This window comes from Limosilactobacillus ingluviei DSM 15946 (assembly GCF_001435775.1).
In the GTDB taxonomy this organism is placed as follows: domain Bacteria; phylum Bacillota; class Bacilli; order Lactobacillales; family Lactobacillaceae; genus Limosilactobacillus; species Limosilactobacillus ingluviei.
This window is the reverse complement of record NZ_AZFK01000084.1, coordinates 21399-35353: the sequence shown is the minus strand read 5'-3', so window position 1 is coordinate 35353 and position 13955 is coordinate 21399. Positions and strand designations below refer to the sequence as shown.

Here is a 13955-nt window from a genome sequence, read left to right as displayed (position 1 = left end):
ATTTGGTGTCAAGAGCTTAACTTAATGACATTAATCTATAAATATGTCGTGTGTCAGCAGCGCCGATGGCAAAATTTGTGAAATGCAACTTTCCGGTCGCAAATTTTTCGCCGCTGAAACGGGTAGCCAGTGGGTTTTGGCCTTCTCATCAAAATTTTACCGTTCACAAAAATAATTTTCGGGCTAAAAAACGTATATATAAGTTAGGGGGAGTTTTCCCTACTACTAATTTTCAGGAGGTCATGTTATGACAACCAGTCTGGCGCAATTCCAAGCCACCACCCGCCAACTCTGGCAGGCCTGGCAAGCCAAAACGATCACCAGCGATCTGATCTTTGAGATGGTGATGCAAAATCCGACCCTGTGTACCGAGCTCGTCCAGCGGGCCCTCCCCGAACTGGAGGTGGGCCCGTTGCACTTGGTCAATCCTCAACAAGACGTCCACAGCGCCCTCTTGGCCCGGGCGGTCCGCTACGACATCTACGCTCAAGACGCAGCGGGGCGGACCTTTGTCTTAGAGATGCAGGTCAAAGATGAACGCGACTTGGCCGAGCGGATCCGCTATTACCAAGGCATGATGGACCAGTTGCTGCTGCGCTCTGGCGACAGTTACCGCCAATTAGCGACTTTTCCGACCTACGTCATCTTTTTCTGCCAGTTTGACTACTACGGCCGCGGCTGGGCGCGCTACCGCTTTGAAGACCGGGAAATTACCGATCCCTTGATGACCGCGCACAACGGCCAACACAGCGTGATCTTTAACGCCAAGGCCAGCGATTAACGCCGCGCCGGCGCCCTGGGCCCCTTCCTTGACCTAATGGCCGGGAACGTGAATAATAAGGATAAGTTTATCACACAAATTCAAGCCGAAATCAAATCGATCAAAATGAACCAAGAAAGGTGGCTGGAAAATATGCTTTATGAATTGAAGATGCAAGAACGCTTTGATGCCGGGGAAGACTCTGAACGGAACCGGACAATCCTCAAACTCATCACCCGTGCCCAACAACGTGGTGCTGATCATACTGCCGTCATTGCCGATCTCGCTGATTTTTATGATATTTCAAAGGCAGAAGCTCAGCGCTACTACGACCAAGCGCAACTTACTAATAGCCACTAGTTCTTAAGTTCCATTCAAAAACGGCCAGTCCGCGCGGACTGGCCGTTTTGTTATGCTTCGGGATGCTGTTGATTGACCCAAGCTTCAATCTCATCGTAATCAAAGCCCTTCCGAAAGAGGGCCTGTTTAACCTTCATCGTCAACTGGTAACCACTGGCCTTGCGGGCATAGCGCTGCCAGATTTTTTCACCCTCCCGGGCCAAGAGTTCGGTCGTATCGACTGACACGGCTGGTGGCTGGGCGGCCGCCAGCGCCGCTGCTACCACGTCGCTTTCGTAGCCCTGGGTGCGCAAGCCCAGCTGAACCTTTTCGCGCTGGCGGCGAGCCGGCTGACGCGCATACCGGGCCAAGAGCTTCGTCGCCAGCTTGGTGGCGTTGGTCAGCTGCCAAGCCGGGGTAAATTGGGCCAGGGCGTCATCAATTTCTAATTCCCCGACCCGCTTGGCGCGTAATTTTTGGCGAATCACCGCTGGTCCCTTCAGTTCCGTCTTCATCACCGTGCGAACAAAGGCGGCCGCGTAAGCCCGGTCATCCAGCAACCCTTCCGCGCGCAACTTCTTGCACACAACTTCGATTTGCGCCGGTGGCACCCCCTGGCCCAACAATTTCTGACTGACTTCATGTTCGGTCCGCAACTGGTAGGACAAATAATCGAGCGCCGTACCGTAAGCCTTGGCAATTTCATCATCCGTGGTAATCTGGGCAATCTGAACCTTGTCCAGCACCCTTCCCTTGAGCAAGCGGTGCTTGATCAGGACACTTTCGGCAACTGGAAAGGCATACTGCCCATCCAGATAAATGTTATAGCGCCCGGCCTGCTTCTGGGCGGCAATTTTGGTAATCGTTGGCACTATTTATTCCCCCTTCCGGCAAAGACCTGCCAAAAATACTTCCGTTCCTTGATTTGCCCTTCAATCGCATCTTGCAGGGTCGCATTGACCGTCGCCCCAAACATCACTAACATTCCCGACAAATCCAGCCAGATCATCAACAGGATAAAGGCCCCAATCGTCTTATAGGAAGTGATATTGTGGGAGAAAAAGCGGGTGTACAAGGAGAACAACCGCGACACTCCCATCCAGGCCAAGGCCACTACCAAGGCCCCGACCACCACGTAGCGCAGGCGCACGCGCGCGTTAGGGACAAAGTAATACAACAGGGTTAACGCAATAAAGAGCCCCCCAAACGTGATTGGCCAGCGGACCTGGGCAAAGAAGTTGACGTAGCGAGAACTAAAGTTAAAGACCCCCTGTAGGGCTAACATAATCTGTTCCCCCAGCCCGTAGGCAAAGTTCAAGATGAAAATAAACAGCAACAAGACCAAGACCCACACGAAGGAGGCAACCCGGTTAATCACCGGATTTTGGTAACGCGCAACCCCGTAGGCGCGGTTGACACTGCGCTGAAAGGCGGCAATCCCCTGGCTGGTCGACCAAACGGCCACCAGGGCCCCGGTCGTCAGCAACCCACCCGAGCCGCGGTCCAAAAAGTCGTAAATCAAGGGACGGATAAAGTCGTAAATTGACGGTGGGACCGCCGTTTGCAAGTACGCTAAGACGGTCTTAGCGTTAAGCCCAAGCATTGGCAAAAGGTTTCCGATCACCAGGACGGCCGGAAAAATTGACAAAAGGGTATAGTAAGCCAACACCGCTGCCGAGGTCGTAACTTCGGCCATCTGGAAGTGGTGCATAAAGAGGCGGTAGAGCCGCTTGATTTTTTGCCATCCGGTCATTGCAAATTCCCTTCACTGTTTCTTCTTTTTCCATTTTACCCGGCGAACGGGTGGTTTGCAAAGTAACCCCGAAGGTCCCACCTTAGGCTTTGGCTCGACAACGAGCGACCCCTACTGGTAAAATTGGCCAATAAAAGCCCCAGCAAACGGCTTTCTCACCAATCAAAAACTACGGAGAAAATAAGGATGGCTGCTTTAAAACTTAACTACCGGGTAATTCCCAAAACCGAAGTCGACGTAATCATGGCCCGTTACCAAGATTTATTTGGCCTCTACCAACACGGCACCCCCGCCGAAATCCACACCGTCGGCTTGTACCAAACCCAAGAAGCTGACCGCATGCAACGTGAACTCCTCCACCAAGCCACCGCATTCCCCGGGAAATAATGAAGCGCCCTGCACCCAAATTCAGGTGCGGGGCGCTTGCTTATTTAAAGAGAAATTGCAATAAAATCCGGTCCACCTGCTTGCTCTCGTGGATCTGACTATGCGACAGTCCCTTGACCTGAACTTCCTGAAAGGTCGCAGCCCGGTTGGCAAACAAGGGATTCAACTGGCAGGAGCGCGCGTTGGGAATCCGCTGATCGCCCGTGCTGTACAGGTTTAAGACTTTTAAGCCCCGGGGTAAGCGTTGGCGCAAGTGGCCAACCACTTCGTCCTCCCGCCCCGGCAGCAGGCCCCCGGCCAAAATCACCAAATGCTTGACCGGTGGCATAGCCGGCGTTTCCCCGTAGCGATCCAGGTAGGCCAAGGTACTGAGGTTGCCCATCGAGTGGCCGACCAAGTTGATTTGCTTCAGGTCGGCTTGCCGGTTGACCGCCTGAATCACCCGGTGCAAACGGGTCGCCGCAGCCGTGGGATCCGGGTTCTTATTGTCGGCGTAATTGACCTCGACTAAGGGATTGCGGGCTCCAGCACGGATTTTACCGTGCAGGGTCACCGTCCCAGCTTGGGCCACGTTGGCCCGGATAATCTGGTTGCTGGCGCCGTGGTCGACCAGGTACTTCGCCATTTGGTGCTCCGCATGCCAACTGCTGCCGTAACCATGAATAAAGAAGGTCGCCGTCAGCGGCCGGGCTGCCTGGACATACCGGTGGTGGGCCACCCCACTGGCCAGTCCTGCTAAGGTGAGAACTACAATGACAATTAACCACCGGACCCCATTTTTCATTGGGCTTCCTCCGCTAAGTGGGCGGCGATGTCGGCCGCCGTTTCCTCTACCAGCTGGGCGACCGTCAGCTGAGCCAATTGGGCTTCGACGCTCGCCTGAATCTCCTGAAAGTGCCCGGTTAAGACGTTCGGAAAGGCCACCCCGACGCTACAGGATTGGGCGGTATTCTGATCGACCACCAAGAGGTCATGAGCCGGTTCACTGGCCCGGTAGACGTCTAAAGCCGTGATTTCCGTCAGCGGGCGGGTAAAGTGAATCTGGGTACTGCCCCGCTGGGTCTGCAACAGCCCGGCCCGGCTGAGCTGACCAATCATTTGGCGCACCAAGCTGGGGTTGGTCTTGAGGCTGGCGGCGATCCGGCTGCTGGGGAGTTTTTCGCCCTCGTGAATCTTTAAGTAGACTAAAATTTGCAACAGATCGCTTAAGCGGGTATTGGCCATTTTCTCACCTCATTTCTCATTTTTACCACTGATTTTCTTCCACTATATCATTTACTTTTTGTAAGTTCAATACTTACGCTCCTTACTTACTGATGATTAGCCCCCACCTGTGCGCAGAAGATGGTATAATTATTTCAATTGAAACGATTTCATTGAATTTTAAGAAAGAAGGTTCCTCAATTTTATGCAAGCAACGTCTGATCCACTGCCCGCCACCACGAGCGGGGAGATGCACCGCAGCTTAAAGACCCGCCACCTGACGATGATCGCCTTGGGCGGCTCGATTGGGACCGGGTTCTTGATCGCCTCGGGTTCCGCGATTGCGACCGCCGGCCCGGGGGGCGCCCTGCTCGTCTACGCCCTGATGGGGGTAATGGTCTACTTTTTAATGACCAGCCTCGGCGAAATGGCGACCTTCCGCCCCACGACCGGTTCCTTTGTCCAGTATTCGACGGACTACGTCGACCCGGCCTTGGGCTTTGCGATGGGATGGAACTACTGGTTTAACTGGACGATCACGATTACCGTCGACGCCGTCTCCTGTGGGGTGGTCTTAAACTTCTGGCTCCCCCACGTACCTAGCTGGGTCTTCACCCTCGGCGTTTTTATTTTGATCACGATCATCAATTGGCTGTCGGTCCGCTCCTACGGGGAAATGGAGTACTGGTTGTCCTTGATTAAAATCGTCACGATCGGCCTTTTTATCGTGATTGGCCTGGCAATCATCGTCGGCATCATGGGTGGCCACAGTGCGGTCGGCTTGCACAACTTCACCTATAAACAAGCCCCCTTTGTTGGCGGTTTCCCGGGCTTGTTTGCCGTTTTTTTGGTGGCCGGGATGTCCTTTCAGGGCACTGAAATGGTCGGGATTACCGCCGGTGAATCAGCCGACCCTGGCCACGCCGTTCCGAAAGCCATTCAATCGACCTTCTGGCGGATTTTGGTCTTTTATTTGCTGTCGATTTTCGTAATGGCCTGCCTCTTGCCTTACACCGATAAGAACCTGCTGAGTCAAAACGTCCAAGACGTGGCGATGAGTCCCTTTACGATCGTCTTCCGCCGGGCGGGGCTGGCCGCGGCCGCCAGCATAATGAACGCGGTGATCTTTACCGCCCTGCTGTCGGCGGCCAACTCCGGCCTCTATGCTTCGACCCGGATGCTCTACACCCAGGCCAAGGAAGGCTACGCTTGGCGGATCTTCGGTTACGTCAACAAGCGCGGGATTCCGATCTACGCGATGGTCGGCACCCTGGCCGTTTCCCTGCTGGTCTTTTTAACCCAGTTCTTAGGGCCGGCCGCTTATAGTTACTTAATCGCGGCGTCCGGGCTGAGTGGTTTTATCGCTTGGCTGGGGATTGCCGTCGCCCACTACCGCTTCCGGCGCGCCTTTTTAAAGCAGGGTCACCAGCTCAGTGAGCTCAAGTACCGGGCCCTGCTCTTCCCCTTCGGCCCCCTCTTCGCCTTTGGCCTGTGCCTGATCGCCGTGGCCGGGCAAAACGTGGACGCCTTTATCCACTGGAACTGGGAAAGTATCCTGATTACCTACATGAGCGTTCCGCTCTTCTTGATCCTCTTTATTTACTACAAGGTCAAATACAAGACCCACCTGATTCCCCTCGACCAAGTTAAATTACGCTAAACACTAAAAGTGGCGGACCACAGCGGATCCGCCACTTTTTTATTACTTAGTTGCGTCAGTTTGGTGGTCGAGGTACTCAAAGAGCAGCCCTTCTCGCAAACCGTTATTGGAGAACATGACTTCCTTCATCGACAACTGCCGCAAGAGCGCCATCAGGGGTAAGAGCCCGCCGACAATCACGTCGGCCCGGGCCGCCGAGATGCCGCGCATCGCCGCCCGTTCTTCCTTGGTCGCCGCGACCAGACTGTGCATCAAGGCAAAGGCATCTTGGGTTTGCATCTTCAAGCCATGGACCGGCTGGACGTTGGCCGCCGAAGACGCTAACTTCCAGCGGAAGAGCTTGGCCAGGGCCCGATTGGAACCGCCGAGGGCCACCACCCGGGTATGCCGGGCCCGGTTCAACCACCGCTGACTCGACAGGACCTGGTCAACCTTGACCACGGCATCGTAAAGGTCGGCCGGGTCGATCACATCCCCCAAGTGATATTGCTGGGACAAGAGGACGGAGCCGATCGGCAAGCTGACCACTTCTTCGGCCTGGCCTTCATCGACGAGGATCAATTCCATGCTGGCCCCACCGGTATCAATGATCAAACCATTTTCAATCGGCAGGGTCCGTGAAACGCCGACGTAATCGAGGTAGGCTTCCCGCTCGCCAGAAATTACTTGCAGGTCAATGCCGACCTCTTGTTTCACCCGGGCCAAGAATTCGGCCTGGTTGGTGGCTTGCCGGACCGCTGCGGTCGCCACCGCAATCAACTTGGTGTCAGCTTGCGCTTGGCATTCCGCCGCAAAACGCTTTAACACCGCCAGGGTCCGCTCCACCGGGGCCGGTTGCAAGAGCTTGGCCGGGCCCATATTTTCCGACAGGCGGACAAATTCCTTTTCGTATTTTATGAGCTGGTGCTTGCCGCCGGGATAAATTTCGCTGATCCGCAAGCGACAGGAGTTGGAACCTAAATCAATAATTGCCAGTTTGGTCATCTTAATCTTCCCCTCCGGTGGACTTTAAGTGCAAATTGGAGACGTGGCGGGTCAAGGTCTCAAAGACGTTCGACAAGCGCTTGTGGTTCTTAGCCTCCCGCGCTAAGCCGGCGACTTGCTTTTGCGCTTGCTTAACAAAGTATTCTTGGGAGTCAAAACGCTTGCCCTCTGGTTCGAGCCGTTCGTAGACCGTCCCGTGCAACACGCGGGTCTTGACGTTGTCTTTCCACATCGCTTCGAAAATGGCGATCGCTTGGGCCTTGGTGTCATCTTCCGTGACCGGATAGAGCTCTTCGACCCGCCGGTTTAAGTTCCGCGTCATCATATCGGCACTGGCCAGGTAGATTTCCTCGTGGCCGTCGCCTTCGAAGTAGTAGATCCGCGAGTGTTCCAAGAAGCGCCCGACGATCGAGTGAACCTCAATGTTATTGTGCAAAATCGGCAGGTCGTTGCGCAGACAAGTAATCCCGCGAATCAACAAGCGAATCTTGACCCCGGCCGCCGCCGCCTGGTAGAGGTGGGCGATGATCTGCTTATCGGAGAGCGAATTCATCTTCATGCTGATTCGGGCCGGATTGCCCCGCTTGGCGATCGCAATCTGCTGGTCAATCTTTTGGTTGATGAAGTCGCGAATGCCGTCCGGCGACGTGTGCAGCTTGTGGAAGTACCGGGTCCGCGCAAAACCAGATAAGGCGTTAAAGAGGTTGGTCAAATCCTCCCCGAGTTCGTAATCACAGGTCAACAGCCCCATGTCGGTGTAGAAGTGGGCGGTGACGTCGTTGTAATTCCCGGTCCCCAGGTGCATGTAGCGCCGGATCCCATCGTCATCGCGCCGGATGACCAGGGCGATCTTACAGTGGGTCTTTAAGCCGACCAACCCGTAAATTACGTGGCAGCCCATTTGTTCCAAGCGCCGGGCCCAGCGGACGTTATTTTGCTCATCAAAGCGGGCCTTCACTTCCACGAGGACCGTGACTTGCTTGCCCTGCTGAGCGGCTTGGCCCAGGTACTTGATGATCGGCGAATTCCCCGAGACCCGGTAAAGGGTCATCTTGATCGCCAAGGTCTTAGGGTCTTCGGCCGCCTGGTGGATAAAGTTGACCACCGATTGGAAGTTATCATATGGGTGCTGAAGGAGGTGATCCTTTTCCCGGATCGCAGCAAAGATATTGTGGTCCATATCCAAGGCTGGATCTTGGTAGGCCTGGTAAGGGGCGTAGCGCAAATCCGCGTGCCCTTCGACCATCCCGCTTAACTTCTTTAAGAAGGTCAGATCGACCGGCCCGTTGACCCGGTAAACCCAGGCTTCATCGACCTGGAGGCGGTCAATCAAGTGGTGCTCCAGCCAGCCATCAAAGTCTTCTTCGATTTCCAAGCGCATCACGCTCCCGTGCTCACGGGCCCGCAATTGGTGTTGGACCGCCCGCAAGAGGTCGGAGGTGTCTTCTTCGGCCACGTCGAGGTCCATGTCCCGCATTACCCGGTAGGTCCCCGTCGACAAGACCCGGTAACCAGGGAAGAGCTTGGCGATAAATTCCTTGATGACATCATCAATCAGGACCAGGGCATTCCCCGTTGGCAACTTAATCAAGCGCTTGTAAATATCGGGGACCCGGACCGTCGCAAATTTTTCCGCCGGTTGGTCACCCTTTTCGTGCATCGTGGTTTGATTTTCGGTAACTTCTTGGTCCCCTTCCAAAACCTTGCGGGGCTCCAACTGCTGGGTCAGGTCGCGAATCAATTTCACCGCCACGTTCAAGGAATTGTTGGCAATGAAGGGGAAGGGCCGCGAGGAGTCGTCGGCCATCGGGGTGAGGACCGGCATCAACTCGTCTTCAAAGTAGCGGCTGACAAAGTCGTATTCGGCTTCATTCAAATCCGTGACGTGCTTGATAAAGATTTCCTGCTTGGCCAAGGCCGGCAATAATTGCTCGTTGTAGACCTGGTAGCGTTTTTCGACCATCTGGTGTTCCTTGTCATTGACGGCCGCCAGTTGTTCCTTAGGCGTCATCCCCGAGGCATCGGTCGTCGTGACGTTAAAGGCCGACAACTTGTGCAAAGAAGCAACCCGGACCATGAAAAATTCATCGACGTTGCTTTGCGTGATCCCTAAGAAGTTGGCCCGTTCCAACAGCGGGTTTTCCGGGGCAACCGCTTCTTCTAACACCCGCCCATTAAAGTCAATCCACGAGAGCTCCCGGTTGACGTAGTTGCTTGGTTGGTAAAATTCTGCTTCCTTCATCTTACTTAGCTCCCTTCACGATTAACTCCGGTTGCAGGCCATAGACCTGGGTAAACAGCTGGTTCTTGCGCAAGAAGGCCCACTTTTCCAAGACCAAATCATCGGTGGCCTTGGCCTTGATCAACAAGTGATCATCCTTGAGCTTGAGGCCAATTTCGGTAATCTTTTGCTGGCGCGAATCATCCAGGGAATCGGCCACCCGCAAGATCGCCGCCAACTGGGCAATCGGCAAGCGCAACTGGTCGCTTAACTCCCGGTAGTGGTGCTGGTTGATTTCTGGCGCCTCGGAGGAATGATAGCGTGCAACTTCGGCAATGATGTGGTTGTCCTCATCCGAAATCCCAATTAAGGGGTTCGCCTCTAAAATGTAGGCCGAGTGCCGGTAGTGGCCCTGGGGATTGATGAAATTACCGATGTCATCAATCTTGCAGGCCAATTCCAAGAGCATCCGGTAGTGGCGATTGAGCCGGTGGATCGGGGCCAGGGCATCAAACAGCTGCATGGCAACCTTGGTCACGAAATCCTTGTGATAGACATCAATCCCGTAACGCACCGCCATGTTGTCCGCCGCCGTGGTGACCAGGTCGCGGACCGGGGTGTGGTCGGTGTGATAGTGCAGCAGGCCGTCTGGCTGGGCTAGGCTGGTCACGTAGAGCTTGCGGGCCTTGAGCAGCTTCATCGTTTGGCGGACCACCAGGTAGCTGGGCAGGACCCAATCGACGCTTTGTTCATCAACGTCGTACTGGTGAATAATGTATTGGTCCGACGACGACAAAATCCGCCGGAAGCGACGCTTAAAGGAAGCCGTGTCCACCGGCGCCAAGACATCCGGCGCCGTAATGTAGCGTTGGGCCAAGGTTTCGACCCCCTGCACCAAAAGGACTGGGGCCGGCTGACCACTTAATTCCGGCACCAGGTATTCCAACTTCGAACTGATGAAGTCCGTAATGATATCACTCGGCGTCGCCGTCGTTTGCCGTAAGTTCTCGGCCAGCTGGTTAATCCGCGCCTTGCCCAGGTCAATATCCCAGCAGGTCGCGAACTGGCCCTGATTAAAGTAAGCTAGGGTGCTGGTCGACAATCCGACACACAGGACGTAGCCAGTCAGCTGTTGGTCCCCCAGCTCATGCTTGAGCCGGGGCCACGTCTGGGCCAGGGTCTGGGCCAAGAGTTGATTTTTATTCAACCACTGAATCTGCAAGCCCACCCGGACTTCAATCTGGTCGGCCACGTACTGCGCCGAGACGCTGTCCAAGTCGTCGAGATCCCCATAAAAGACCACGTCGCTCTTCTTCACGGCGTACTCCTTGAGCACCCGTAAGAAGCCGGTCAGATTGGTCGTAATTGCGCCCATATTTTCCAAGTAATTCGCGACTGTTTCATCCCCCACGCGCAGGGCGCCGGACTTGACCTGGGTTAAGATGGCCTGCTGGTCATCGCGAATCGTCAGCGTCAAGCGGTCGGGCCGCAACAGGATGATCCCCTCGTATTTTTTGGTCACCGCACTCAATCCCTTCTAAAGTTATGCCCGTTCTTTGGCCCAAAACCGGCCAAAGAACCGTTTCCATTACTTTAAGGATACCACTAATTTAATGGGCGCTAAAGACCTGTTAAAGCGACAAAGTAAAGAAATTGTTGAAAGTTTGCATAAAATTGCAGATCGTGACCTGGCCAGCTGATTTAATCACTCGTTCGGTCAAATGAAAAAGTGAATTTTCGCTTTCACGACGTATAGACGTATATAAGAAATAGGGGCTAAATTTAGTCCCGCAATTTTGAAGGAGGCGAAAATGATGCCAGAGAATTTAACATTAGAACGGGCGGCTTTGCAAGCTGAGTGGCAACAAAAGACAATCAAGGAACAAATTGAATTGCGCCGTCAACTGCGCAAGAGTCGGGAAGCAGAACGGGATAAAAACACGTTGGGGCTGATTAAAGCGTTAGAGAAACGTGGTACGCCTACCCCAGAGGTCGTTGCCATGATCGCTGATGCGCAGTCAATTTCCCAAGCCGAAGCCCAGAAATATTATGATCAGCTAGTTGTTGTCAGTTAAATTGCCCTAGCTTTAAGCAGTTTAACCAAAAAACAGCCCCACCGCCAGGTTCGCTCCTGACCGTGGGACTGTTTTGCTAGATCGATGGCGCATCAATAAATTCCACCGGCACGAAATTAGTTGCTGAGCGGGTCGTCCCGGCCGCAATCTGCTTCAATAAATTCTGGGCCGCCAAATTACCCATCGTTTCCATGTCCTGTTTGACCAGGCAGATCCCGTCGCCAACAAAACGCGACCAGGCCCAGTCGTCGTAACTGACCAAGCCCACGTCCTGCGGAAAGTGCCAGTTTAGGTTCTGAAAGATCGCCAGCAGGTCAAACAGAACCGGGCCCATCAACGACACAATTACCGTTTTGCCCCGCAAGCTGGTTACCCATTTTTGCAGCTGATCAGCCAAGGTCGCTTGGTCGGTCCGCTTTTGCGTTGCTAGATTCAAGTAATTGATCCCGGTGCGAGCCGCGGCCGCTTTTAAACCTGCCATCCGGGGAATTTGCCCCGAAGCCTCGGCGTATTGGGCACTGACCGAAATGATATTTTGGTAGCCCCGGGCCGCCAGCCGACAACCCAGGTCGTAGCAGGCCGTCAGATTCGGGCTGGTGACCTTGCCGACGTCCAAGGGTTGATTGGGCACTTCCCGGTCGACCACGACCAGGGGAATCCCGGCATCAATCGCTGGTTGGTACTGGGCGAAGTCCTTGGCGCTAGGCTGGACAATAATCCCGTCGACTTGTTGGGCATACAGGCGGTTAAGCGCCCGCGCTTCGGTCGCCGTTGAATCATCGGTGTTCATCAACAACACGTCGTAGCCGGCTGGCTGTAAGACATCATAGACCCCCTTGGCCAGCATGGTTGAAAAGGGGTTCCCGACGTCCCCGACTAACAGCCCGACCAGGTGGCTTTGATCTTGGCGCATCCGCCGGGCCGATGCCGCCGGGGCGTAATTTAATTTTTTGATCGTGGCGGCCACCTTTTCCTTGGTTGCCGCACTCATTCGCTCGTAGCGGCCGTTTAAGTAGCGCGAAACGGTGGTTACCGAAACCCCGGCCTGCTTGGCTACTTCTTTAATCGTCACGTGTTGTCGCATTTTCATTTCCCCCGCAAAGTCAATATTAGTTTATGCTAACCCGTTTGCCGCGAAAAGACAAGCATTGGCAACGCAAAAAGGACCATCACCACCCGGGTGACAGTCCCTAGAAAAGTGTTAGAGCTTGGTGATCCTAGACAAACATCGCCATCACCATGACCGTAGCTAAGCCGGCTACGGCCAGGACACAAGTCAAGGTCGTCCACGCGATGAAGTTTTCCTTCAAGGAAAGCCCGAAGTATTCCTTGATCATCCAGAAACCGGCGTCGTTGACGTGCCCACCGAAGACGGAGCCGGCACCAACCGCCAGCACCATCAGTGCGGCCATCGAGGAGTTAGCCCCGAATTGGTGTGCCATTGGGGCGATCAGCCCGGCGGCGGTCATCGCTGACACCGTCGAGGACCCCAGGGCAATCCGCAAGATCGCCGTGATCAGCCAAGCGGCCACGATTGGTGACAGGCTGGTGTGGGCAAAGAGGTCGGAAACGTACTTGGAGATCCCCCCGTCGACGAGGACTTGCTTGAAGGCACCCCCACCCCCGATGATTAAGAGCATCATGGCAATTTGCTTCACGGAAGTGACCATGGAGTTGGAAATTTCTTCCATCTTCTTGTTCCGCATCAAGCCCATCGTAACGACAGCAAAGAGCAAGGAGATCAGCATTGCAGCGTCTGGCGCCCCGACGAATTGGATGAATTCGTTGACCGGGTTGCCCTTAGGCAAGATGAAGGAGCAAATCGTGGCTACGGCAATCAAGATTACCGGCAGCATCGCCGTCAAAACCGAAATCCCAAAGCCTGGCGTTTCATCGAGTTCAAATTCCTTGTATTCCCCTAAAACAGCAATGTCCAAATTCTTGCGGTAAACCTTTGGGTAGAGTTTGTGCAGGAAGTAGTTGTACAGCGGACCGGCCACAATGATCGTTGGAATTGCGGCGATGATCCCGAGCAAGAGCACGTGCCCCAAGTTCGCCCCCAAGATGTCGGTAATCGCCGTTGGGGCCGGGTGCGGTGGCAAGAAGGCGTGCGTGACGTTCAAAGTTGCCGCCATTGGAACCCCGAGGTACATCAACGGCATGTCCATTTCCCGGGCAATAATGAAGATGATTGGCAAGACCACGACCAGCCCAACTTCAAAGAAGAGCGCCAGCCCAATGATGAAGGAAGCTAAGATCACGGCCACTTGGATCCAACGACGACCAAACTTTTGAATCAAGGTCGTGGCGATCCGGTAACCACCACCCGAGTCGGAGACCAATTGGCCCAGCATCGAACCGAACCCGAAGATCACGGCTAAGTGGCCTAATTGGCCCCCAATCCCGGTTTCAATCGTGGTTGGGATCTTGGCAATTGGAATTTGCAGCATCAAAGCGATTAAGAAGGCCGTAACCACCAGCGAAACGAAGGTGTTTAACTTCAGCTTGATGATCATAAAGATCAAGAGGGCGACCCCCAGTAAAACAATCAGTAATGGCATAATTTCACTCCT

At 54.4% G+C, this 13955-nt stretch carries 14 protein-coding genes; 5 read left to right on the top strand and 9 right to left on the bottom strand.

Annotation, left to right across the window (positions count from 1 at the left end; all coding sequences use genetic code 11):
- The first annotated feature begins 247 nt into the window (after positions 1 to 247).
- Positions 248 to 781, top strand: coding sequence for an Rpn family recombination-promoting nuclease/putative transposase (locus tag FC43_RS09435; protein ID WP_056955491.1), 534 nt, complete (start codon positions 248 to 250; stop codon positions 779 to 781).
- Positions 782 to 913: 132 nt separating this feature from the next.
- On the top strand, positions 914 to 1120 hold the full coding sequence (locus FC43_RS09430) for a hypothetical protein (protein WP_156648387.1): 207 nt from the start codon (positions 914 to 916) through the stop codon (positions 1118 to 1120).
- Between the two features lie 50 nt (positions 1121 to 1170).
- Here the strand turns inward: FC43_RS09430 and recX are convergent, their stop codons facing one another.
- Positions 1171 to 1971: a recombination regulator RecX gene (recX, locus tag FC43_RS09425; protein ID WP_056955489.1), complete on the bottom strand. Its 801-nt coding sequence runs from the start codon at positions 1969 to 1971 to the stop codon at positions 1171 to 1173.
- Positions 1971 to 2852, bottom strand: coding sequence for a YihY/virulence factor BrkB family protein (locus FC43_RS09420; RefSeq protein ID WP_056955488.1), 882 nt, complete (start codon positions 2850 to 2852; stop codon positions 1971 to 1973). The genes recX and FC43_RS09420 overlap by 1 nt, the downstream gene beginning before the upstream one ends.
- 186 nt (positions 2853 to 3038) lie before the next feature.
- On the opposite strand from FC43_RS09420, the gene FC43_RS09415 reads away from it, so the two are divergent.
- Positions 3039 to 3239, top strand: coding sequence for a hypothetical protein (locus FC43_RS09415; protein ID WP_056955487.1), 201 nt, complete (start codon positions 3039 to 3041; stop codon positions 3237 to 3239).
- A gap of 40 nt (positions 3240 to 3279) precedes the next feature.
- Here the strand turns inward: FC43_RS09415 and FC43_RS09410 are convergent, their stop codons facing one another.
- Both FC43_RS09410 and FC43_RS09405 read right to left on the bottom strand, forming a co-directional pair.
- Positions 3280 to 4023 carry an alpha/beta fold hydrolase gene (locus FC43_RS09410; protein WP_056955486.1) on the bottom strand — a complete coding sequence of 248 codons (744 nt, stop codon included), beginning with the start codon at positions 4021 to 4023 and terminating at the stop codon, positions 3280 to 3282.
- Positions 4020 to 4463 (bottom strand): Rrf2 family transcriptional regulator, encoded by a 444-nt coding sequence (locus FC43_RS09405; protein WP_056955485.1) that lies wholly within the window; start codon positions 4461 to 4463, stop codon positions 4020 to 4022. Before FC43_RS09405 ends, FC43_RS09410 begins: the two co-directional genes overlap by 4 nt.
- 184 nt (positions 4464 to 4647) lie before the next feature.
- Here FC43_RS09405 and FC43_RS09400 point away from each other — a divergent pair, with 184 nt between their 5' ends.
- Positions 4648 to 6102 carry an amino acid permease gene (locus FC43_RS09400; RefSeq protein WP_056955484.1) on the top strand — a complete coding sequence of 485 codons (1455 nt, stop codon included), beginning with the start codon at positions 4648 to 4650 and terminating at the stop codon, positions 6100 to 6102.
- Positions 6103 to 6144: 42 nt separating this feature from the next.
- Here FC43_RS09400 and FC43_RS09395 read toward each other — a convergent pair whose 3' ends face one another.
- The 3 genes from FC43_RS09395 to FC43_RS09385 are packed head-to-tail and all read right to left on the bottom strand — an operon-like array spanning position 6145 to position 10829.
- On the bottom strand, positions 6145 to 7086 hold the full coding sequence (locus FC43_RS09395) for a Ppx/GppA family phosphatase (protein WP_056955483.1): 942 nt from the start codon (positions 7084 to 7086) through the stop codon (positions 6145 to 6147).
- Position 7087: 1 nt separating this feature from the next.
- Positions 7088 to 9328, bottom strand: a complete 2241-nt coding sequence (locus tag FC43_RS09390; protein WP_019205942.1) for an RNA degradosome polyphosphate kinase — start codon at positions 9326 to 9328, stop codon at positions 7088 to 7090.
- A 1-nt stretch (position 9329) separates the two neighbouring features.
- Positions 9330 to 10829, bottom strand: a complete 1500-nt coding sequence (locus FC43_RS09385; protein ID WP_164478923.1) for an exopolyphosphatase — start codon at positions 10827 to 10829, stop codon at positions 9330 to 9332.
- A gap of 292 nt (positions 10830 to 11121) precedes the next feature.
- Between FC43_RS09385 and FC43_RS09380 the strand changes: the two genes are divergently transcribed.
- Complete coding sequence (locus FC43_RS09380; protein ID WP_156648386.1) at positions 11122 to 11382, top strand: hypothetical protein; 261 nt, start codon at positions 11122 to 11124, stop codon at positions 11380 to 11382.
- Positions 11383 to 11458: 76 nt separating this feature from the next.
- On the opposite strand, the gene FC43_RS09375 is transcribed toward FC43_RS09380, so the two are convergent.
- Positions 11459 to 12466: a LacI family DNA-binding transcriptional regulator gene (locus FC43_RS09375; RefSeq protein ID WP_056955480.1), complete on the bottom strand. Its 1008-nt coding sequence runs from the start codon at positions 12464 to 12466 to the stop codon at positions 11459 to 11461.
- A gap of 133 nt (positions 12467 to 12599) precedes the next feature.
- Positions 12600 to 13943, bottom strand: a complete 1344-nt coding sequence (locus tag FC43_RS09370) for a gluconate:H+ symporter (protein ID WP_056955479.1) — start codon at positions 13941 to 13943, stop codon at positions 12600 to 12602.
- Between the last annotated feature and the right edge of the window lie 12 nt (positions 13944 to 13955).